Origin of the sequence: Halosolutus amylolyticus, assembly GCF_023566055.1 — an archaeon.
In the GTDB taxonomy this organism is placed as follows: domain Archaea; phylum Halobacteriota; class Halobacteria; order Halobacteriales; family Natrialbaceae; genus Halosolutus; species Halosolutus amylolyticus.
Genome location: NZ_JALIQP010000001.1, coordinates 227,114 through 247,967, shown reverse-complemented (window position 1 = coordinate 247,967; position 20,854 = coordinate 227,114). Strand labels below are relative to the sequence as shown.

Sequence of the window (20,854 nt, the reverse complement as noted above, 5' to 3'; positions counted from 1 at the left end):
ACGCCCGGCCGTCGAAAAGGGTTGTGTTCGTTCCCGGCCCGCTACGCGTCGAAGTCGAAGCGCGGCCCGCCGTAGGTCGGCGGATCCGGGTCGAGTTCGACCCCCTGCTCGTACCGGACGAAGTTCAGGTAGAACGGCCGTCCACAGCCCTCGATCGGCTCCCCCTCGAGATCGGTGACCGGGCCGTCCTCGCCGCAGACGAACGCGATCCCGTCGGCCGTCTCGAGGTCGTCGTCGTCCGGACTGGCGTACTCCCAGCCCGGCTGGGGGACCGTGGTGACCGATCGATCCGCGAGGTCGGGCGCGCGCTCGACGCTGACGACGGCCCCACAGTGTGGACAGGTGTATCGGACGGTGACGGTCATCGACGGCTCTAGGCGCGTGACGATCGTAAGCCTGCGGGCTTCGGCTTCGTCATACGGGCTGCTGTACCGAGTCACCGGTGCAACCGCGACCGTCCTGTGGTTTGCACCGGTGACGTGCTGAATCGTTTCCCGGATCTTCTGGTTCGATACGTGGGGATCGCCCCGTCCGTTCGCGACGGTACCAGCCGGTTCCCGACGGCATCGTTTTGATCGTCGCTCACTGAATGTCCGTATGGACACGGACGGCCTCCTCGAACTCGCCGGTCACTACCTCGTTGTGTTGATACTCGTGATGGTCGCGCTCACGCTCCTGGACGTGATCGTTGCTGATCCGAGTTTCTGGATCGAACTGGGTATCGTCGTCGTCGTTGCGTTCGCGTATCGACCGATCGTACTCCGACTCGGTGTCGCACCCGATCGGTGGGAACGAGAGCAACGCCAGTAGCACCGCGACACTCCCCGTATGCGCTGACACTACCCGGAACACCTTTCCCGCTGACGGGAATTCGTGCAGGTATGATCGACGAGACGGTCGAGGAGATCCAGGACATGCAGACCCACAGCTCCTCGGTAGTGGCGGTCAACGCGGCGCGAGCCCTCGAAGAACTGGTCGACCGCGAGTTCGCCACCGTCGAGGAGTTCGAGCGCGCGCTCGAGCGCAACGGCACGGTGCTCCGGCGAGCCAACCCCTCCCACGCATCGCTGCAGAACGCCGTCCGGGCGGTCGTCGAGGAGGTCACCGTCGCGGAGGCCGACAGCGTCGAGGAGGCCAAACGACTCACCACCGAGACGATCGACGAGGTCGTCGAAACCGTCGAGTCGGCCAAGCGCCGGGCGGCCGAAAACGCCGTCACCCATCTCGAGGACGGGGCGACACTCCTGACCCACGACTACTCCTCGACGGTACTCGAAGCGCTCGAACGGGCCGTCGACGCCGGCAAATCGTTCGACGTCTACATCACCGAGGCCCGGCCCCGCTACATCGGACGCAAGACCGCCCGATCGCTCGCGGACCTGGAGGGCGTCGAGCCGACGCTGATCACCGACAGCGCGAACGGGCTCTACCTCGCGAAGTGCGATCGGGTGGTCGTCGGGATGGACTGTATCGTCGACGACACCCTCTACAACCGCGTCGGGACGTTTCCGATCGCGGCCACCGCGGCCCAGCTGGACGTCCCCGTTACCGTCCTCGGCGCGGCTTCGAAGCTCGTCACCGAGGGGTTCGTCTTCGAGAACGAGTTCCGGCCGGGCAGCGAGGTCATGCCAGAACCCGCCGAGGGGTTCGCCGTCGAGAACCCCGCCTACGACGCCACGCCGGTCTCGCTCCTCGAGAGCGTCATCACGGACGAGGGCCGCCGGGAGTTCTGAGATCCCGTTCGGACGCGGCGGTCGTGATTCGATCGATCGTCGGTGACGGACCGTCGAGCAGATACACGGCGTCCTGACAGTCATTCGTCGGGTGAGGACAGCCTATGCTCTGGTCCGTCCTACAGGGGGTATGCGCCTGGTACAGGTGTTCGTGCCGCGCGGCGATCTGGATCGAGTCCTCGAGACGGCGACGGAGATGGGCGTCGATTACGCCGTTTCCGAGCAAACGAGCCACGGCGAGTTCGAGGCGCTCGTCTCGATCCCGGTCCCGCCGGCCGCCGTCGAGCCGTTTCTCGCGGAGCTTCGAGCCGCCGGGCTCGACGAGGACTCGTACACCGTCGTCACGGCCGCGGAAACGATCGTCTCTGACCGAGCGGACGACCTGACCGGCGAGTTCACCGGGACCAGGATCTCCCGGGAGGAACTCCAGGCGCGGGCGGCGGATCTCGCGCCCGCGGCGTCGACGTACTTCGTTCTGCTCGTCGTGAGTACGATCATCGCGACGGCGGGGCTGTTGCTCGACTCCGCGGCGACGATCATCGGTGCGATGGTCGTCGCCCCGCTGATGGGACCGGCACTCGCCGCGAGCGTCGGTGTGGTCGTCGACGACGACGACCTCGCGGCGCGGGGGGTCCTCTTGCAGGTGGTCGGACTCGCAGTCGCCGTCGCGACGGCGGCGCTCGTCGGCTGGCTCCTCAGGGGGACGGTGTTGCTCCCGCCGGGATTCGACATCACGACGGTCCCCCAGATCGACGAACGGATCACGCCGAGCGTCCTCGCGCTCTTTCTCGCTCTCGGATCGGGCGTCGCCGGCGTCGTCAGTCTCGTCCGGAACGTCGGGTCGGTGCTCGTCGGTGTCGCCATCGCAGTGGCGCTCGTCCCGCCCGCCGCCACCGCTGGACTCGGAATCGCCTGGGGCCGCCCGACCGTCGTCCTCACCGCCGGCACGCTCGTCCTGATCAACCTGCTTTCGATCAACCTCACCGCGCTGATCCTGCTGTGGCTCTCGGGCTATCGGCCGCACCGATCGGAACGCATCGATCACGTCTACGGCCGGTTGCGATCGCGAGTCGTCGTGCTTCTCGTCGCGATCGCGGTGCTGTCGGTCGTTCTCGGCGGGGTCACCTACGGGACCTACCGGACGGCCGCGGTCGAGCACGACGTCCAGACCGAACTCGAGACGATGAACGACGAGGCCGCGTTCGCGGACCTGCAGTTCCGGGAAGTCGGCGTCGAGTACGAACTCGTGGACGTCTACACCGGCGACGAGCCGTCGGTGACCCTGGTCGCCGAACGGCCACCAGGGGAGCAAGAACCGGACGACTTCGCCGATCGCGTCCGCGAGCGACTGGAAACCGCGACCGGCGTCGACCTCGACGTCGTCGTCGAACTGGTCGACACGCAGCGAAGCGGGTAAGCACCGGTCGGCCGATCACTCCCGCTCGCCGAACGATCGCGGCGCGCCCTCGACGGGGCTGGCCCACTCGACGGCGTTGTCGAGGACCTGCTGGATCGCGTCGTGTTCGTAGATCGGGTACGTCTCGTGGCCCGGCCGGAAGTAGAAGATCCGGCCCGATCCGCGCCGGTAGCAACAGCCGCTCCGGAACACCTCGCCGCCCTCGAACCAGCTCGTAAAGACCAGCCGATCGGGTTCCGGGACGTCGAACGGTTCGCCGTACATCTCGGTTTCGGGGAGTTCGATCGACTCGTCGAGCCCGTCGGCGATCGGGTGGCCAGGATCGACGACCCACAGCCGTTCCGTGCCGCCGTCCTCGCGCCACTGGAGGCTACAGGTGGTTCCCATGAGCCGCTTGAAGATCTTCGCGTAGTGGCCGGAGTGGAGGACGACCAGTCCCATTCCCCCGAGAACTCGCTCGTGGACGCGATCGACGATGTCGTCGCTGACCTCGTCGTGGGCCGTGTGGCCCCACCAGCAGAGGACGTCGGTTTCCGCGAGGACGTCCTCGGTGAGCCCGTGTTCCGGTTCGTCGAGCGTCGCCGTCCGGACCTCGTGGCCCCGATCGACGAGCGCCTCGGCGATGGTCCCGTGAATCCCGTCGGGATAGACGGCTGCGGCGTCCTCGTCCTCGCGTTCGTGTCGGAACTCGTTCCAGATCGTGACTGCGACCATCGCCGCAACGTCTGCGGCCGAGATGCTTCAGTCGGCCGGTTGCGCGCCGCGACGAACAGGATGAAATGAACGATTATGATATTCTCGACGCCACCGAAAGAAGAAATGTTATCATTCTCCCTGAATGACAACGGGACTGTACAGATTAATCGGTCACAACCCTTATTTTGATCGCCGGCTGTCTACCTGTATGGACTTCTGGGATCGCACGCAAACGACACCGAAACGGCTCGTTTCTCACCGCTCAGGCGCAGGTCGTCTCTCTCAATCGGGTGTTTCGCGATGATCGGTTCGGGCATCGGTGTCGGTATCGTCGGACTCGGCGGAATGGGGCACCTCCACGCACGGAGCGTCACGGATCTCGGCGCGGACGTCGTCGCTGGTGCCGACCTCGTCGCCGAACAGCGCGATCGCTTCGCCGACGAGTTCGGCGCGAAAACCTACGAGACCCACGAGAATCTCGTCGTCGACGACGCCGTCGACGCGGTCATCGTCACCACGCCCAACCGGTTCCACGAACCGATCGCGGTCGACGCGCTCGAGGCGGGCCGGCACGTGCTCGTCGAAAAACCGCTCGCGCACAACTTAGAGAGCGCGGAGCGAATCGCCGCGACGGCGGCCCGATCCGACGGCGTCTGCATGGTCGGCTTTCACAACCGCCACGCCGCGTCGATGGCGATGTTCGAGGAACAGGACGCCCGCGGACGGTTCGGCGACCTGACCCACGTCGAGGCGAACTACGTGCGGCGGCGGGGCGTTCCAGGCCCGGGATCGTGGTTCACGGATCCCGACCTCGCCGGCGGCGGTGCCCTGCTTGACATCGGCGTCCACGCGCTCGATCTCGCGCTCTACGCGCTCAATTTCCCCGAAATAACCGAGGTCTCGGGCGTCACCCGGACGACGTTCGGCACCCGCGAGGAGTACGCCGATCCCGACGGCTTCGGCGACAACTGGGACGCCGAGGCCGAAACCTACGAGGTCGACGACTCCGTCAGCGCCTTCATCCGGACCACTGACGGCCAGACAATCTCGCTGGAGGCCGCGTGGGCGACCAATCGCGAGGAGAGCATGGACTTCCGGATCCGGGGCACCGAGGGCGGCGCGCAGTTCGACATCGGCGACACGGACATGCGGATTCTCGAGGCCGGGACCATCGGCTGTGACCACTACGCCGACGTCTCGCTCACCGGCGATCCCTCCCTGACCGGCTACACCCAGCAGGACGAGGAGTTCCTTCGAGCGATCGCCACGGGCGCGACACCCGAGACCAACACGATCGAGGAAGCCCTCACCGTCCAGCGCGTGATCGACGCGATCTACCGATCGAGCGAAACCGGTCGTGCGACGCAACTGGCGGAGCCCGAATCCGAAGTCGAACGGCGAACCCGGATCAACTGACGCGGCGTCGCGACGATTCGCCCGAGACCGATCGCGATCGATTCTCGTTCGTGCGATCCACGCAGATGGTTCGACCGACAGGTCTCGATCGGTCCCGGTTCGGCCTCGTCGTTTGGACTGCGACTCGATCGCGGCGCCGATGAGTTACAACAGGTGATGTAATACCACACCAAAGCTATTATTTGTGAGGGTTCCGTTCTGTAGTCTGATCGTTGACTATGGTACGAAATAATTTCAATGGGGGCGAAACGTCGCGGCGAGCCGTCCTGCAGGCGACGGGCGCCGCGGGAATCGTTGCGATGGCTGGCTGTCTGGGCGGCGACGACGGTGCCGAGAGCCTGGACGAACTCCTCGATGAGGACCCGGACGAGTTCGAAGCGGTAGAGATCGGCCACTGGTGGACCGCCGGTGGGGAGGAAGAGGCGTTCAACGCGCTCGTCGAGGGATTCGAAAACGAATATTCGGACATCAGCGTCGACCCGTCGCCGTCGCCCGGCGGCGCAGGGAGCGCCCTCGAGGCGGACGTTCGGAACCGGGTCGTCGACCAGAATCCGCCGAGCACGTTCCAGGTGTGGCCCGGCCAGGCGCTGACGGACTACACCGACGAGGACCTGCTCTACGACATCGAGGGTCACGTCTGGGACGACGACATGAAAGAGGCGTATCTCGACGGCCCGATGGAGGCCGCCCGACCGGACGGTGACTTCGTCGCCGTCCCGATCAACATCCACCGTCTCAACAACCTGTTCTACAACGTCGACGTCGTCGAGGACGCCGGCGTCGATCCGGAATCGATCGGGAGTCCGAGCGATCTGGTCGACGCGATGGAGACCGTCGACGAGGCGGGCTACGTCGGCATGGCCCAGCAGACCCAGTCGGCGTGGTCGACGCTGCAGCTGTGGGCGCAGGTGTTGCTCGGCGAGTACGGCGTCGACGCCTACGACTCGTTCATCGCCGGCGACGTCGAAGCCGTCGAATCCGAGGTCCGCGATACCCTGGAGATCGTCGTCGACTACAGCGATTACTTCAACGAGGACGCGAGTTCGCAGAGCTGGGACGAGGCCAACGGCTACATCAACCGCGGCGAAGCGGCCTTCTTCCACCAGGGCGACTGGGCCGCCGGCGAGTACGAGGCCGACGACGACCTCGAGTACGGTGACGACTGGGCCCTCGTCCCGTTCCCCGGCACCGACGGGATGTACGCGCTGAACATGGACTCGTTCGTCTTCCCGAAACACAACCCGTCGCCGAACGCGACGGTCCGGTTCCTGCGGTACGCCGGCTCTGCCGACGCGCAGGAACGTTTCAACCCGGCGAAGGGGTCGATCCCGCCGCGGACGGACGTCCCCGACGACGCGTTCACCCCGTTCCTGCAGGACCAGATGGCCGACTTCGAGGAGTCGAGCGAACAGCCGCCGTCGATCGCCCACGGCCTGGCGGTGGCGCCGGGCATCCAGACGAACGTCGAGGGGGCGTTCGCCAACTTCATCGACAACTGGGACGTCGACGAGACGTACCAGGAACTCGTCGACAGCTTCGAGTAGGACCGCCACCTGAGCCATGGATTCGCTACGAAATTCGTTGCGACGGCTCGATCCCCGGTCTCCTCCCGGAACCGACGAGGGCACGCTCCGGGATGGCGAAGACGGACGCTTCGCGCGACTCCGCGGCAGCGACTTCGTCGAGTCGATCCCGTTCTGGCTGCCGGCGACGCTGCTCGTCCTGCTGTTCGTCTACGGCGCGATCGGCTGGAACGTGGTCATTTCGCTCACCGGCTGGTCCGGCCTCGGACAGCCCGAGTACGGGACCTTCACCCTCGAGATGTACCGCCAGATGCCGGCCGATCAGGACTTCAGGGCCTCGCTCCGGAACACGATCGCGCTCCTGATCGCGTTCACGGGCGTCTCGCTGGTCATCGGCCTGGGGCTGGCCCTGCTCGTCGATCGCAAGATCCGCTTCGAGAACGCGTTCCGGACGATCTACCTGCTCCCGATGGCGCTGTCGTTCGTCGTGACCGCGATCTTCTGGTCGTGGATGTACGCGAGCAACGGGATGATCAACGCGACGCTCACCGCCGTCGGCCTCGACGCGATCGCGTTCGACTGGCTCGGCGATCCACGGTTCAAACTCGCCGCGGTCATCTTCGCGCTCGTCTGGCAGTTCAGCGGCTACTGTATGATCGTCTACCTCGCCGGCCTGCGATCGATTCCGGACGATCACTACGAGGCGGCCCGCATCGACGGCGCGTCGACGCTGAAACTCTACTGGCGGGTCATCGTCCCGCAACTCCGATCGTCGACGATCGGTGCGATCGTCGTCCTGATGGTGTTCGCGCTGAAAGCGTTCGACTTCATCTACGTCATGTTCGGGGACAATCCCGGCCGATCGGCCGACATCCTCGCGGTGACGATGTACCGCGAGGCGTTCTCCGCGAGCCAGTGGGCCTACGGCGCCGCGATCGCCGTCGTCCTGTTCGCGCTCGCGCTGACGATCATCGGCCCCTACGCGTACACGCAGTACAAACGAGGTGCACTCTGATGGCGACCGAAACCCGCGACGAGAGCGGTCTCTCCCGCACAGTGTCCGAACTGTCCCTCGGCCGCGTGGCCCTCTACGCGACGTTGCTCGGACTCGTCGGCCTCTACCTCTCGCCGCTGTACAGCGGCCTGACGACCGCGTTCAAGACCCAGGGGGCGTTCACCGAGACGTCACCCCTCCAGCCGCCGATCGGGGGGTTCACGATCGACCCGTGGCTCACCGCCGGGAGCGAACTGGCGTTCTCGATGGTCAACAGTTTCGCGATGGTGATCCCGGCCGCGGTGCTGTCGGCAGTGCTGGGGAGTCTCACGGCCTACGGGCTGACGAAAGTCGACTGGCGCGGACAGGCGCTCCTGCTCGCGCTGTTCCTCGCGGCGGTGTTCATCCCGTACCAGGCGGTGCTGGTGCCGCTGCGGCAGTTCTGGTCGATGGTCGGCCTGGCGCAGCTACACGAGCGCGGCGAACTCGTCGAACTGACGATCACCCACATCGCCTACGGGATTCCGATCTGTACGATCCTGTTTCGATCGTACTACCAGACGCTCGACGACGAACTCATCGAGGCGGCACGTCTCGACGGGGCGAGTCTCGCCCGGATCTACCGGAAGATCGTCCTCCCGCTGTCGTTGCCGATGTTCGCCGTGACGCTGATCTACCAGTTCACGCAGGTCTGGAACGACTTCCTGTTCGCGCTGGCCCTGCTCAGCAACCGATCGAACTACGTCGTCACGCTCGAGTTGAACGCGCTCCAGGGGTCGATGGCGACGGACTACGGCGTCCAGATGGCGGGCGCGTTCATCGCGGCGTTCCCGACGATCCTGGTGTACGTGCTGTTCGGAGAACAGTTCGCCAAGGGGCAGACACTCTAACACTACCAATGGCAGACCTAGAACTCGACGACGTAACCAAAGTATTCCGAGAGGACGACGGCAACGAAATTACCGCCGTCGACGAGGTATCGCTACGGATCGACGACGGGGAATTCCTGGTCCTCGTCGGTCCTTCCGGCTGCGGGAAGTCGACCACGCTCCGGATGGTCGCGGGACTCGAGACCGTCTCCGACGGGGCGATCCGCCTCGGCGGGTCGGTGATCAACGAGACTCAGCCGAAGGATCGGGACATCGCGATGGTGTTCCAGTCGTACGCGCTGTACCCGCACATGACCGTCCGCGAGAACATGTCGTTCGGCCTGGAGGAATCGACCGCCATGCCGGACGACGAGATCGCGGCGACGGTCGACGAGACCGCCGCGATGCTCGGTATCGACGACCTGCTGGATCGCAAGCCGGACGAGCTGTCGGGCGGCCAGCAACAGCGCGTCGCCCTCGGGCGGGCGATCGTCCGCGACCCCGAGGTGTTCCTGCTCGACGAACCGCTCTCGAACCTGGACGCGAAGCTTCGCGCCCAGATGCGGACCGAACTCCAGCGCCTCCAGGAGGACCTCGGCGTCTCGACGATCTACGTCACGCACGACCAGACCGAGGCGATGACGATGGCCGACAAGATCGCCATCCTGAACGACGGCGAACTCCAGCAGGTCGGGACGCCGCTCGAGTGCTATCACGAGCCAGCGAACCTGTTCGTCGCCGGCTTCATCGGCGAACCCTCGATGAACTTCTTCGACGTGACCCGCGAGGGCGATCGGCTCGTCCACGAGGACTTCGAGTACGCCCTCTCGGCGGAGACCGTCGACGAACTGGACGGGAACGAGGAACTCGTCCTCGGGATCCGCCCCGAGGACGTCGCGGTTCGATCGAGCCACGAGGACCGCCACAGCTACGAGGCGCTCGTCGACGTCGTCGAACCGATGGGCAACGAGAACAACGTCTACCTGACGTTCGCACCCGACGGCGGGGAGCCGTTCGTCGCGACGATCGACGGCCTCCAGCACGTCGAGGACGGCCAGACCGTCGTCGCCCGGCTTCCGGAGGAGGCGATCCACGTCTTCGACCGGACCACCGGCCGGGCGCTCCGGAACCGGACGATCGACACCCAGACGATGGCCGAACCACAGATATAGGCGGCACGTCGCCCGCCCGATTTTCCCGCAGATACCGATCGACGACCGTCTACAGTGGCCGCCGTAGCCGTCAGCAACCGGTCCCGCCGGCGATCGCTCTACCTGTCTTCCGTCTTCGCCGCCGATCGATACCCCCGCGCGACGAGGCGCGTCGCGACGACGTGGGCGTAGAAGGTCACGAAGACGGCGACCACGCCGAACGGCGTCGGCTGCGAGAGGGCCGCGAGGAGGAACGCCCACCCGGGGACGACGAACAGCGCGGCGAACGTCCAGGCCGTGAAGTAGCCGCCGTGGGCGAGGATCGATCGCTGTCCCCGGGGGTCGAGTGCCGCTCGCAGACGATCGCCCTCGGCGAGTCGACCCACCGCCGCGGGAAAGCCGTAGCCGAACGCGACAACGAGCACCAGGACGATCGTGGACGCGGCGAAGAACGCCGTCGATCCGACGAAGCCGATCGAGTCGGGCGAGAGCGGGGCTCGAATCACGCCGCCGACCGTCACGGCGAGGACGACCGCCGGTCCGACCGCGTAGCCGAGCGAGACGGCGGCCAGCCGACAGCCGTCGCGCAACAGCGCGCCGATCGGCCGAAACGACGGCGGTGCGTCGTCGCCCCGGACGGTCGTTTCGAACACTCTGAGGAGATAGCCCAGCAACGCGACCGCGGGCACTGCCGCGAGTACTGCGAAGACGGGCGCGAGAAGCGTCGTGGACGCCGCGGCCGCTAGCTGCAGCGTGATCGCCGCGACGATGCCGAGAACGCCGCCCGCCGCGAGCAGATCGGTCGATCGATCGCCGCGAAACGGGTAGCGGACCCCCTCGTCTACGAGCAACGCCATGGTCGGGTACTGGAAGGGGCGTCCTATAAGATTGCAGTACTCCTCGCCGGTCGGAGATCGAAAAAGGCGGAAGAGCGATCGACCGGTGTCGGCCGCGTCAGATCACGTCGTCGAAGTCGTGGTGGCCGTGGATGTCGACGCCCTCGTCGGTGATCTCACAGAGGAAGACCCCGTTCCCGGAGCCGGTGTCGCGCTCGGCGGCGGACTTGATGCCGCGGGCGGCGACCGTTTTGGCTTCCTCGTTGGACATGTCCTCCTCGTAGGCCTGTTCGAGGTGGCCGTAGGCGAGTTGCATGCCCGACCCGGTGACGGTGTAGTCGTCCTCCATGACGCCGCCGGCGGGGTCGATGCTGTAGACGTGGCTTCCCTCCGCGTCGACGCCGCCGAGGATCGGGTGGATCGCGAAGAACGGGCCGCCGCGGGCGAAGTTGCCGGCCAGGGTCGCGAGCGCGTCCATGCTCATGTCCTCTCCGCGTCGGGACTCGTAGAGGTTGACCTCGGCGCGGAGACTGGAGATGAACGACTGGGCGCCGCCGACGCTGCCGACCATCGTCAGGGCGGCCGTCGGGTGGATCTGTTCGACCTTCTGGACGTTCTTGTTCGAGACGAACCGGCCGCCGAGGCTGGCGCGCATGTCCGTCGCGATGACGACGCCGTCGGCGGTCGAGATGCCGATCGTCGTCGTGCCGGTCTTGTTGACGTTGTCGAGGTCGGCACGCGAGAGGTCGTTCTTCGGCATCGAGCCGATCTCGGGCTCGTATGGGTTCGGATCGTCGGCCAACTGGTCGACCGTCCGGGAGAAGTCCGAATGCTGTGGGTGACGCATTGTCGGAACTGTACGGCCGGCACGATATAAAACCCCGGCGGTCACCGCCGGGGTTTCCGCTTTCGCCGGGAACCGATCGCGTCGCCACTCGAACGGGAAAACGCGGTGGCAGACGCGGTGTGCGTCGCCGTGACTGTCGCTGGGCGATACGGAATCGGCAGAACGAGCGGGTGGTCCTAGTTCATCTGGGGCTGTGCGGCCTCGTGGGCGGCTCCGACGGTCTCGATGAGCCGGTGGAGTGGCAGTGTGAACCCGACCTGACGGGTGGCGATCGCGAGTGGCAGTGCGACGATGCCGATCGCAATGCACAGCTGGTACAGTGCGAACAGGGTCGCGCGGTACACGCGGGATTTCATCAGCGTTCAGCCGTGGCTCAGACGGGGGTCGTATATAAGCCTTCTTGAATTACGATATACATAATGATCGTTAATACAGTACTGGGTCGACGCCCGCTTGCGATTCAACTCCAGTTGCGAAACGGACAACCGCAGGTGGTCCCGAGGCGGGAATTCCGTTATCCTGACCCGAATCGACTCGGTGTTGTCTCGTAACTTATGGGCATTATTCGATTCACGTGCGCAGTCCGGCCGCCGGGAGTCTCGTGCCCTCGACCGGAACCGCAAAGCAGGAAACCCCTCGGCACAACCACGACGTATGGGCAACTATCTCGTCGCGATGGAAGCGGCATGGCTGGTCCGTGACGTCGAGGAGATCGACGACGCGATCGGCGTCGCCGTCAGCGAGGCCGGGAAACGACTCAACAGCGAAGACATGGACTACGTGGAGGTCGAGGTCGGTGCGACGGGCTGTCCTGCCTGTGGCGAACCCTTCGACTCCGCCTTTATCGCCGCCGACACCGCGCTCGTCGGACTGGGCCTCGAGATGGAGGTGTTCAACGCCGACAGCGAGGAACACGCCTCCCGGATCGCAAAGAGCGAAGTCGGCGGCGCACTGCGGGACGTCCCGCTGTCGGTCGTCGAGGTCATCGAGGCTCCCGACGACGACGAGTAACGGCACGAACGGCACGCACCCAAACAACTTTCTATAACCCGTGGTTATTGTGGGATATGGAACTTCCCACGCCTGCGGACCTCCGCCAGCGCCGGACCGAACTCGGGTTGACCCAGAGCGAACTCGCCGACACGGCCGACGTCTCACAGCCGCTGATCGCCCGCATCGAGGGCGGTGACGTGGATCCGCGGCTCTCGACGCTCCGCCGGATCGTCAACGCCCTGGAGAAGGCCGAAAGCGACGTCATTCGCGCCGACGACCTGATGAACGAGGACGTCGTGAGCGTCGCTCCGGACGATCCGGTCAGCGAGGCCGCCCGGAAGATGGAGGCGGAAGCCTACTCCCAGCTCGCGGTCATCCAGGACGGGATCCCCGTCGGCTCGATCAGCCAGAGCGGCCTCGTCCACCTCGACTCCGAGGCCCGCGACGAACCCGTCGAGCAACACATGAGCGAGAGCTTCCCGACGGTTTCGAAGGACGCGACGCTCGACGAGATCAGTAACCTCCTCGAACACTACAAGGCCGTCATGATCACCGAGGCCGGCGAAACGGTCGGGATCATTACCGAGGCCGACATCGCGGCACGACTCTCGTAGGTAGTCCCCCGACTCTTATCGTCGTCTCGAACGCACGTCGATCGCGATCGACACGTCCCGGCCCCGGTCAGCCGTCGCGATCGGGCCGTGGCGCGTTCTCGTACCGAACCATCTTCTCGGGTTTGTCGGAAATCGTCTCGTAAATGCGCTGGAGGGTCTCCTCGGCGGCGAGCAGGCTGTGGCGCTCGAGGAACTCGCGACCCTCGTCGGTCAGGCCGTAAAATTTCCAGGGGTAGCCCTGTTGGCGTTCGTCGTCGGGGAGGGCGACCTCCTCGACGATGCCGGCGTCGATGAGTTTCTGGACGTGCTTGTAGACTGTCGCGTCGCTCACGCTCGGGTTGAGTTGCTCCAGTTCGTACATCGACGGCAGTTGGTCGGGGTGCTGGAGGATGTTGGTGACGATCGCGAACCGCGTCTCCTGGGTCACGAAGTGAAGCAGTTCGCGGTTTGCCGCCCCCTCGCCGGTCCCCACGTCGGTACTCATACGACCCCGTACGGAGTCGATCACCAAGTAGTTTACTCCAGAGTAATTTACTCCAAAGTGGTTTATCTTAGAGTAAATTACTCTGGAGTAGATTACCCACGGCTCCTCCACCGCGATCGACGAGTGAATCCAGCCGATCGGTATCGGAAATCGGAATCGACACGGTAACGTTGTTTTACGGGTGGCGAGAATGTCTCCCTATGCCACCTGACGAGGAGCCGGTCCCCGACGAGATCCTCACCAGCGCCAGCGATCGACTCGAGGAGGACGAACTCTCGCTCGCGGACAACGAAGCGATCCTGCACTCGCTTTCCGAACTGACCCCCGTCTTCGAGCACGATCGGACGTACTTCGTGCTCGGGAACTACGATCACGAACCGATCCGGCGACTGAATCTCGTCGTCGATCGACTGAACCGCCGCCCGGACGCCTACGCGTTCATGATGTCGGACGTTCGTGGGGGGTGGGACAACGGCATCCAGAAGTTCTGCCTGATCGCCGACCTCGTCACGCATATCGTCGGCGTCGCCGAGAAGGAACCCAGCGGGTTCCTCGTCGAACAGGGGATGCTCGTGGGGACGGAGGAGTACTTCGAGAAGAGCCACGTCCTCAAACGGGCGTACCCCGACGCCGACGAAGCGCACCCGTACGGGTGGATGGAGGACGCCGTTTTCGACCTGCTCGCGGAACGCGGCCGACTCCACGAGTGGCGGACCGAGGAGGACCTGGTCGGAGCCGTCAAAAAGATCCCGTGATGGGCGACCGTTCGTCCCAGTCGACGGGTTTGGAGCCGAAATCTCGCAACAGGGGCAACGCATACGTCGTTCCGGCGAGTGGAATCCATCCATGGCCGACCCGTCGTTCACCGTCCAGCACCTCGATCTGGATCCCGTCGCGTCGCGACCGACGGAGTTCGTCGAACGGAAGGGGCTGGGCCACCCCGATTCGATCTGCGACGGGATCGCCGAAGCGATCTCACGACGTCTCTCACGCTACTATAGAGACGAATTCGGCCAGGTGCTCCATCACAACACCGACAGCGTCCAGCTCGTCGCCGGAACGACGAAGCCGGCGTTCGGCGGCGGCGAAATCGTCGACCCGATCTACGTCCTCCTGAGCGGTCGTGCGACCCGAACCGTCGACGGTCACCGCGTTCCGGTCGACGAACTCGCGGTCGAGGCCGCACGGGCGTACGTCGACGAGCACTTCGAGGACCTGCCCGCCGACGCGATCGAATTCGACCCACGGATCGGCGAGACGTCCGCGGACCTGAAAACGCTGTTCGACGACCTGGAACGCCCGGGAGCGAACGATACCAGCATCGGCGTCGGCTACGCGCCCGCGTCCGAAACGGACCGCATCGTCCGTGGACTCGAGGCGGAACTTCGCGAGCGGATTCCGGCGATCGGCGACGACGTCAAACTGCTGGCCTGGCGCACCGACGACGAACTCCGGCTTACCGTCGCTGCCGCCGTCGTCTCCCGGTACGTCTCGAGCATCGATGACTACGTCGACGTGACGGCGCAGGCGGCTGACCTGGCCACCCGTTACGCGAGCGATCGGACGGAACGGGACGTCGAGGTCGCCGTCAACGCCGCCGACGACGTCGACAGCGGAAGCACCTACCTCACCGAAACGGGACTCTCCGCGGAGATGGGCGACGACGGGAACGTCGGCCGGGGCAACCGGGCCAACGGTCTCATCACGCCCCATCGCCCGATGAGTCTCGAGGCAACGGCGGGGAAGAACCCGGTCAGCCACGTCGGCAAACTGTACAACGTCGTCGCGACCAGGGCCGCAGAACGGATCCATCGGGACCTCGACGCCGAGTACGCCGGGGTGAAACTCCTGTCGCGGATCGGCGCGCCGGTAACGGAACCCGTGGCCGTCGACGTCGAGACCACGGCGACCGACGACGACGCGATCCGCCGCCTCGTCACCGCCGAACTCGAGTCGATCGACTCGCTCACTCGCGACCTCGTGGCCGGCGACGTGCGACTGTTCTAGCGCTCTCGACTTCGCGGGGCCGGTCACTCGCGGCGCCTGGCGTCCCGTCCGAGATGCCGTTCGACGGCAGTGACCTTCTCGCCGGCGCGCTGGCTCACCGTTCGTTTGTCGTCGGCTTCCAGAATCGTCCCCATCGGATTGATCTCGTCGGCGACGTCGAACGCCTCGAGCGCGTCGATCGCCTTCGCGATCTCTTCCGCCATGCTACCGTCCCGAACGGGGACGACGTTCAGTTCGCCGATCGCGGTCATGGGGCATCGCACGTCGCGATCGATCATAAGATCGTGCCGCTATCGGGTCGCTTTGATCCCGACGAACGACCCGTCGCCGTACCCCTCCTCGATCGGTTCGAGACCGTCGATCTCCCCGGGCCAGTCGTAGATCGTCTGGACGAACTCGAAGTCGGTGAAGCCGGCCGCCTCGAGGGCGTCGACGAGTTCCTCGGTCGAGACGAACACCGCGTCCCGGTAGAACGGATTCTCGTCTTTCTTCTCCTGGTATATCTCGCCGACGGGACTGTTCTTGTCGATGTAGCCGATCACGAGTCGCCCGGACGGGTCGAGGATCCGATCGGCCTCGGACAACGTCCGAGGAATGTCGTCGACGAAACAGATCGTCGTCACGATCAGCGCGGTGTCGAACGCGTCGTCCGCGAACGGCAGGTGTTCGGCGACGCCCCTGACGACGTCGACCCCCCGCTCGCGGGCGTACTCGAGCATCGCCTCGGCCGGATCGATCCCGACGCCCAGTCCGAGTGGTTCGGCGAACCGCGCGCTCCCGACGCCGATCTCGATCCCGCGCCCGGTCGACGGCACCAGGCGTTCCAGGGCTACCAGTTCGGACCGGTATGCGTCGTCGTGGGCCTCGAACCAGCCCTCGTATCGATCGGTGTGTTCCTCGAACGGCGCTACCTTGGGCATGCCCGATCCTACGTGGCCCGCTCATACCAACGTTCGGTGCGGAACGGTCCATCCATCCGGGGACCGGGCGGTCCCGAGTTCTCCGTCCGTGACTCGGGTCGGAACCGCGCCACGAACCTGCCGATCGCGCCGAGTTCGTCGACGGCGTCATACGGACTGCTGTAGTCAATTACCGCCGATCGCCGACTCCGTCCTGGCGATCGGCGGTAAATAGTTACAGCAATCCGTATCAGTCGTGGCCCGACACCGGCACCGGTTCGTACGGCTCTTCCAGGTACGCGATGTCGGACGCCGACAGCGAGATCTCGAGCGCCTCGACGGCCTGTTCCAGGTGTTCGACGCTCGTGGTGCCGACGATCGGCGCGTCGACCCAGTCCTTGTGGAGGAGCCAGGCGAGCGCGATCTGGGCCATCGTCGCACCCCTGTCGGCGGCGATTTCCGCGACGCGTTCGTTGATCTCCCGGCCGCCCCCCTCGCGGTAGGGGTGCTCGTACATGTGTTCTTCCGTCTCGCCGCGGGTGGTCGCGTCGATCTCCTCGTGCGGGCGCGTGAGATACCCACGGGCCAGCGGCGACCACGGGAGGACGCCGATCCCTTCCTTCTCACAGAGCGGCAGCATCTCGCGCTCTTCCTCCCGATAGACGAGGTTGTAGTGGTTCTGCATCGTGACGAACCGATCGAGGCCCAGCCGATCGCTTGCGTGCAAGGCGTCGGCGAACTGGTGGGCCCACATCGAGGACGCGCCGAGATAGCGGACGTGCCCGCGGCGAACGGCGTCGTCGAGCGCTTGCAGGGTCGTCTCGATCGGCGTGTCGTCGTCCCAGCGGTGGATCTGGTAGAGATCGATCGTGTCCATCCCCAGCCGGTCGCGGCTGGCCGCCAGTTCCTGCTCGATCGCCTTCCGGGAGAGGCCGCCCGAGTTCGGGTCGTCCTCGCGCATCTGGAAGTAGCCCTTCGTGGCGACGACCGACTCCTCGCGGTGACCCTCAAGCGCCTCGCCGAGGATGCGCTCCGATTCCCCCGTCGAGTACATGTTGGCGGTGTCGAAGAAGTTGATCCCGAGGTCGATCGCTCGATCGATGATTCGCTTGCTCTCCTCGTCGTCGAGGACCCACTCGCGCCAGTCGCTCGACCCGAAACTCATACAGCCGAGACAGAGTCGGCTGACTTCCATGCCGGTGTCACCCAGCGTCGTGTACTCCATGCGAGCGCGTACACGCGACACGGCCAAAACTGTACGTGGTCCGGCGATCGAACCGCGATCCGTCCCGCCAATTTTTAGTGGAGCAAGTCACTATTTGGTCCTGACGTATGGCGGACGAACACAACGATCGAGACGCGACTCGCAACGACGACAGTGGCATCGTCTCGCGAATCAAGCGCGTGTTCGATCGCGGCGACTGACCGCGCCCGTCATCGGCCGTTTTCCGTCATCCAGCGTTTTTCGGCGTTCGCGACACTGGAGAGCGGCGGCTGCGGATGGCCGGCCGATCAGATGAGACCCCTGACTAGCGACCCGAAGAGCGGCAGGCCGAACGCGGCGGCGACCACGAGGTAGACGACCGGTACCATCCCGACGACGGCCCCCACGGATCCGCCGAGGGAGACGGCGAAGACGACGAGGACGAGCGCCCCGAAGCCGATCGTACCGAGGACCGCCCGCCGCAGGGTCGGGGCGACGAGTCCGACGAGTGCCCCGCCGAGGAGCAGTCCGGCCCAGTGGAGCCACGCGGCGACCAGTCCGATCGCGACCGCGGCGATGAGTGCGACGGCGTGGATTCGCGACTCCCTCCGAACGCGATCGAGCGGGTTCGCGGGCGTCCCGCCCCTCCCCGAGCGATGGTCGTCCGGGCGCCGGTCCTCGTCCGACTCCGAACCGGCCTCCGACCCCGGGGAACTCACGACGATCCCCCCTCGAAGGTGACGGTCACGTCCGCGTCGTCGTCGATCGATCGGTCCATGGATTTCTGGTCGTTGTCGAGCCACCGCCGGAACTGGTCGTCGTAGTGGGCCGAGAAGTAGTCCCCGGAGTTGCCCCCAGGGAGGATGGCCGTGGCGTCGCCGCCGGGTTCGACGACCATCCGCCAGCTCGACCCGACGGCGGAGTCGACCCGGTAGTTCTTGACCGTGGCCGCCGAGCCGTCCGCCGGGCGCTCCGCGTAGTCGAGGAAGGGTGCCTCGCCGCCGAAGGGGTGTGCGATCGGCCCCGTCGTGTTCCAGTCGCCGTAGGTCTCCCAGCCCTCGTCGTCGATCTCGTCGATCGCCGCCTCGAGCGCCGCGACCATCGCGTCCGCCCGGGAGCGATCGGCGAAGACGGGGCTGTCCGCGGGGAGGGTCGCGAGCACCCAGTCGCGCGGATAGTACGACGCGTCCAGGTCGGCGTCCGCGAAGACGGGCTCGAAGACGCGGTCCCGAAAGTGGTCGATCCAGCGTGCGAAGACGAGTGCGCCGTCAGAATCGCGGTTCATCCGGCGATCCCAGTCCTCGAGCGTCCCTGCGGCGTCGCCGATCCGATCGTCAATTTCGTCGCGTTCCTCGATCGCGGCCAGGAGGTCCGGGACGAGCTGATCCGCCCGGCCGTCCCGGGTGTCCGACTGGACGTCGCGGTGGAACGCGAGATCCGTCGACTCGCCGCTCTCGATCCGCTCGTCGAGCCGATCGTAGATTCGCGCGCCGCGATAGGGCGAGGCGTAGGCGACGCCGACGTAGTGGTTCGGGTCGTCGGTGACTCGCTGGTTGGCCGTCGCGAGGACGTCCGGATCGATCGCGTGGGGTTTCTCCTCGAACGGGACGAACCCGTCCCAGGAGGACTCGCCGAACGGCGTGAACCCCTCCCATTCACCCTCGCCCGCGGAGCCGTCGAAGATGCGGTTTCCGGACACGACGTCGCCGTCGATCGTCCGGATCGGGAGTTTCCCCGTGGCGTAGTACAGCGTCCGGCCGTCGGCGTCCGCGTAGACGAGGTTCTGCGTCGGCAGGTCGAACTTCTGGGTCGACTCGAGCAGGTCTTCGAGGTCGTCGCTGCGCCCGAACTCGTAGATCGCCTCGGTCGTCCGGGTGGCGGTGTGGCCGGTCCAGGCGACGCCGACCGTCCGTTCCTCGCGTTCGATTACCGGCCCGTGGACCGTCTTTCGCACGGTGAGCGTGCGGTTCTCGCCGTCCGCGACGGCGATCTCTCGCTCCTCGATATCGAACTCGCGCCACTCGTCCTCGTAGCGGTAGCGCTCGCCCGCGTCGTCGATCTCGTAGCCGTAGCAGTCGAGCACGTCCGCACCGACGTTGGTGAACGACCACGTCCCGGTCCCGTTCGCACCCGCGATCACGAACGGGACGCCCGGGAAGGTCGCCCCGCGAACCGACGTCTCGGGCGTCTCGACGTGCTGTTCGTACCACAGCGGCGGCGTCATCAGCGTCAGGTGCGGGTCGTACGCGACGATCGGCGTCCCGCTGTCGGTGTGTTCGCCCGAGACGACCCAGCTGTTCGAGCCGACCCCAGTCGGCGACTCGAACCGGGAGAGGTACCCCGTCAGGCTGGAGCCGACGGATCGGCGGTCGTCTTCGGATCCGGTCCGGGTCCCGGTCCCGATAGCCGCCGTCCCGTCCGAGCCGTTCGAGCCGTCGTCGAGGCGGTCCGCGTCGACCGCGTCCCGCAGGATCGGCGTCTCGTGCTCGAGCCGATCGGGGTAGAGTTCGGCGGCGACGTCCTCGCCGAGACGATCGGCGACCAGCGCCCGCCGGAGGTCGCCGAAGTCGCCGGTCAGGTCCCACGAGATCTGTTTCTCCATCAGCATCGAGTCGACCGGAGTCCACTCGCGCGGTTCGTAGTCCAGCAGTTCGAACTCGAGCGGGAGTTGCTCGCGATCGATCGCGGCGTTCACGCCGTCGGCGTAGGCCTCGACGAGCGGTCCCGCGGCGGTTTCCGAGACGTGATCCCAGGTCGTCTCGGCCGCGCCCGCGAAATCCATCGCGACGTGGAACTCGTCGTCCGAGAGCGTGGCCTCCCCCGCGATTTCGGAGAGCTGGCCACGCATGACCCGCCGCTGGAGGTCGAGCTGGAAGAGCCGATCGAACGCCTGCACGTAGCCGACGGCGAAGTACGCCGCCGATTCGTCGTCGGCCGCGACGTGCGGGACGCCGTGCTCGTCGACGCGGACGGTCGCCTCGCCGTAGGGACTCTCGACGGCCTCCGGGAGGCTCCGATCGGCGGCGTCCCAGGCGCGACCCGACAGCGGCGCGAACTGGGCCAGGAGTTCTCGCGCCGAGGAGAGCGTCAGGCCGCCGATTCCGGCGGCGAGCGCGCCCGCGAGCACGCCCCGGCGTGTGGTGTCAGATGGCACAGCAGTATCGATTCGGT

At 66.0% G+C, this 20,854-nt stretch carries 23 protein-coding genes; 12 read left to right on the top strand and 11 right to left on the bottom strand.

What is annotated here, in order from left to right; translation table 11 throughout:
- Positions 1-41 precede the first annotated feature (41 nt).
- Positions 42-365: a DUF7969 family protein gene (locus MUN73_RS01225; protein WP_250138633.1), complete on the bottom strand. Its 324-nt coding sequence runs from the start codon at positions 363-365 to the stop codon at positions 42-44.
- Between the two features lie 232 nt (positions 366-597).
- Here MUN73_RS01225 and MUN73_RS01220 point away from each other — a divergent pair, with 232 nt between their 5' ends.
- The 3 genes from MUN73_RS01220 to MUN73_RS01210 all read left to right on the top strand — a co-directional run bounded on the left by MUN73_RS01220 (position 598) and on the right by MUN73_RS01210 (position 3,150).
- The gene (locus MUN73_RS01220; protein WP_250138632.1) at positions 598-810 is read left to right on the top strand and encodes a hypothetical protein; all 213 of its coding nucleotides are present in this window, start codon (positions 598-600) and stop codon (positions 808-810) included.
- A 71-nt stretch (positions 811-881) separates the two neighbouring features.
- Entirely contained in the window at positions 882-1,733 is an 852-nt protein-coding gene (locus MUN73_RS01215) for an eIF2B alpha/beta/delta subunit family protein (RefSeq protein WP_250138631.1), read from the top strand.
- A 130-nt stretch (positions 1,734-1,863) separates the two neighbouring features.
- On the top strand, positions 1,864-3,150 hold the full coding sequence (locus tag MUN73_RS01210; protein WP_250138630.1) for a TIGR00341 family protein: 1,287 nt from the start codon (positions 1,864-1,866) through the stop codon (positions 3,148-3,150).
- A gap of 15 nt (positions 3,151-3,165) precedes the next feature.
- On the opposite strand, the gene MUN73_RS01205 is transcribed toward MUN73_RS01210, so the two are convergent.
- Complete coding sequence (locus MUN73_RS01205; protein ID WP_250138629.1) at positions 3,166-3,864, bottom strand: ThuA domain-containing protein; 699 nt, start codon at positions 3,862-3,864, stop codon at positions 3,166-3,168.
- 282 nt (positions 3,865-4,146) lie between these two features.
- On the opposite strand from MUN73_RS01205, the gene MUN73_RS01200 reads away from it, so the two are divergent.
- The 5 genes from MUN73_RS01200 (at position 4,147) to MUN73_RS01180 (ending at position 9,820) form a co-directional block, all read left to right on the top strand.
- Positions 4,147-5,262, top strand: a complete 1,116-nt coding sequence (locus MUN73_RS01200; RefSeq protein WP_250138628.1) for a Gfo/Idh/MocA family protein — start codon at positions 4,147-4,149, stop codon at positions 5,260-5,262.
- A gap of 218 nt (positions 5,263-5,480) precedes the next feature.
- The gene (locus MUN73_RS01195; RefSeq protein WP_250138627.1) at positions 5,481-6,806 is read left to right on the top strand and encodes an ABC transporter substrate-binding protein; all 1,326 of its coding nucleotides are present in this window, start codon (positions 5,481-5,483) and stop codon (positions 6,804-6,806) included.
- 16 nt (positions 6,807-6,822) lie between these two features.
- On the top strand, positions 6,823-7,800 hold the full coding sequence (locus MUN73_RS01190; protein WP_250138626.1) for a carbohydrate ABC transporter permease: 978 nt from the start codon (positions 6,823-6,825) through the stop codon (positions 7,798-7,800).
- A complete protein-coding gene (locus MUN73_RS01185) occupies positions 7,800-8,669 on the top strand; it encodes a carbohydrate ABC transporter permease (RefSeq protein WP_250138625.1) in 870 nt (289 codons plus the stop codon). The genes MUN73_RS01190 and MUN73_RS01185 overlap by 1 nt, the downstream gene beginning before the upstream one ends.
- Before the next feature lie 8 nt (positions 8,670-8,677).
- On the top strand, positions 8,678-9,820 hold the full coding sequence (locus tag MUN73_RS01180) for an ABC transporter ATP-binding protein (RefSeq protein WP_250138624.1): 1,143 nt from the start codon (positions 8,678-8,680) through the stop codon (positions 9,818-9,820).
- Between the two features lie 98 nt (positions 9,821-9,918).
- Here the strand turns inward: MUN73_RS01180 and MUN73_RS01175 are convergent, their stop codons facing one another.
- The 3 genes from MUN73_RS01175 to MUN73_RS01165 all read right to left on the bottom strand — a co-directional run bounded on the left by MUN73_RS01175 (position 9,919) and on the right by MUN73_RS01165 (position 11,838).
- On the bottom strand, positions 9,919-10,656 hold the full coding sequence (locus MUN73_RS01175) for a DUF4013 domain-containing protein (protein ID WP_250138623.1): 738 nt from the start codon (positions 10,654-10,656) through the stop codon (positions 9,919-9,921).
- 97 nt (positions 10,657-10,753) lie between these two features.
- Positions 10,754-11,482: an archaeal proteasome endopeptidase complex subunit beta gene (gene psmB / locus MUN73_RS01170; protein WP_250138622.1), complete on the bottom strand. Its 729-nt coding sequence runs from the start codon at positions 11,480-11,482 to the stop codon at positions 10,754-10,756.
- Between the two features lie 176 nt (positions 11,483-11,658).
- On the bottom strand, positions 11,659-11,838 hold the full coding sequence (locus tag MUN73_RS01165; protein ID WP_250138621.1) for a hypothetical protein: 180 nt from the start codon (positions 11,836-11,838) through the stop codon (positions 11,659-11,661).
- Between the two features lie 298 nt (positions 11,839-12,136).
- Here MUN73_RS01165 and MUN73_RS01160 point away from each other — a divergent pair, with 298 nt between their 5' ends.
- Together MUN73_RS01160 and MUN73_RS01155 are read left to right on the top strand one after the other, a co-directional pair.
- Positions 12,137-12,493 carry a DUF555 domain-containing protein gene (locus MUN73_RS01160; protein ID WP_250138620.1) on the top strand — a complete coding sequence of 119 codons (357 nt, stop codon included), beginning with the start codon at positions 12,137-12,139 and terminating at the stop codon, positions 12,491-12,493.
- 56 nt (positions 12,494-12,549) lie between these two features.
- The gene (locus MUN73_RS01155; protein ID WP_250138619.1) at positions 12,550-13,089 is read left to right on the top strand and encodes a CBS domain-containing protein; all 540 of its coding nucleotides are present in this window, start codon (positions 12,550-12,552) and stop codon (positions 13,087-13,089) included.
- Between the two features lie 67 nt (positions 13,090-13,156).
- Here MUN73_RS01155 and MUN73_RS01150 read toward each other — a convergent pair whose 3' ends face one another.
- Positions 13,157-13,573, bottom strand: a complete 417-nt coding sequence (locus MUN73_RS01150; RefSeq protein ID WP_250138618.1) for a MarR family winged helix-turn-helix transcriptional regulator — start codon at positions 13,571-13,573, stop codon at positions 13,157-13,159.
- Positions 13,574-13,773: 200 nt separating this feature from the next.
- On the opposite strand from MUN73_RS01150, the gene MUN73_RS01145 reads away from it, so the two are divergent.
- Both MUN73_RS01145 and MUN73_RS01140 read left to right on the top strand, forming a co-directional pair.
- Positions 13,774-14,328 (top strand): DUF8170 family protein, encoded by a 555-nt coding sequence (locus tag MUN73_RS01145; protein ID WP_250138617.1) that lies wholly within the window; start codon positions 13,774-13,776, stop codon positions 14,326-14,328.
- 91 nt (positions 14,329-14,419) lie between these two features.
- Positions 14,420-15,580, top strand: coding sequence for a methionine adenosyltransferase (locus tag MUN73_RS01140; protein ID WP_250138616.1), 1,161 nt, complete (start codon positions 14,420-14,422; stop codon positions 15,578-15,580).
- Between the two features lie 23 nt (positions 15,581-15,603).
- On the opposite strand, the gene MUN73_RS01135 is transcribed toward MUN73_RS01140, so the two are convergent.
- The 5 genes from MUN73_RS01135 to MUN73_RS01115 form a co-directional block, all read right to left on the bottom strand.
- On the bottom strand, positions 15,604-15,831 hold the full coding sequence (locus MUN73_RS01135; protein WP_250138615.1) for a thiamine-binding protein: 228 nt from the start codon (positions 15,829-15,831) through the stop codon (positions 15,604-15,606).
- A 39-nt stretch (positions 15,832-15,870) separates the two neighbouring features.
- Positions 15,871-16,500, bottom strand: a complete 630-nt coding sequence (locus tag MUN73_RS01130; RefSeq protein ID WP_250138614.1) for a class I SAM-dependent methyltransferase — start codon at positions 16,498-16,500, stop codon at positions 15,871-15,873.
- A gap of 229 nt (positions 16,501-16,729) precedes the next feature.
- On the bottom strand, positions 16,730-17,704 hold the full coding sequence (locus MUN73_RS01125) for an aldo/keto reductase (RefSeq protein WP_250138613.1): 975 nt from the start codon (positions 17,702-17,704) through the stop codon (positions 16,730-16,732).
- Positions 17,705-17,991: 287 nt separating this feature from the next.
- Entirely contained in the window at positions 17,992-18,402 is a 411-nt protein-coding gene (locus tag MUN73_RS01120; RefSeq protein WP_250138612.1) for a hypothetical protein, read from the bottom strand.
- Entirely contained in the window at positions 18,399-20,837 is a 2,439-nt protein-coding gene (locus tag MUN73_RS01115; protein ID WP_250138611.1) for a penicillin acylase family protein, read from the bottom strand. Before MUN73_RS01115 ends, MUN73_RS01120 begins: the two co-directional genes overlap by 4 nt.
- Positions 20,838-20,854 lie beyond the last annotated feature (17 nt).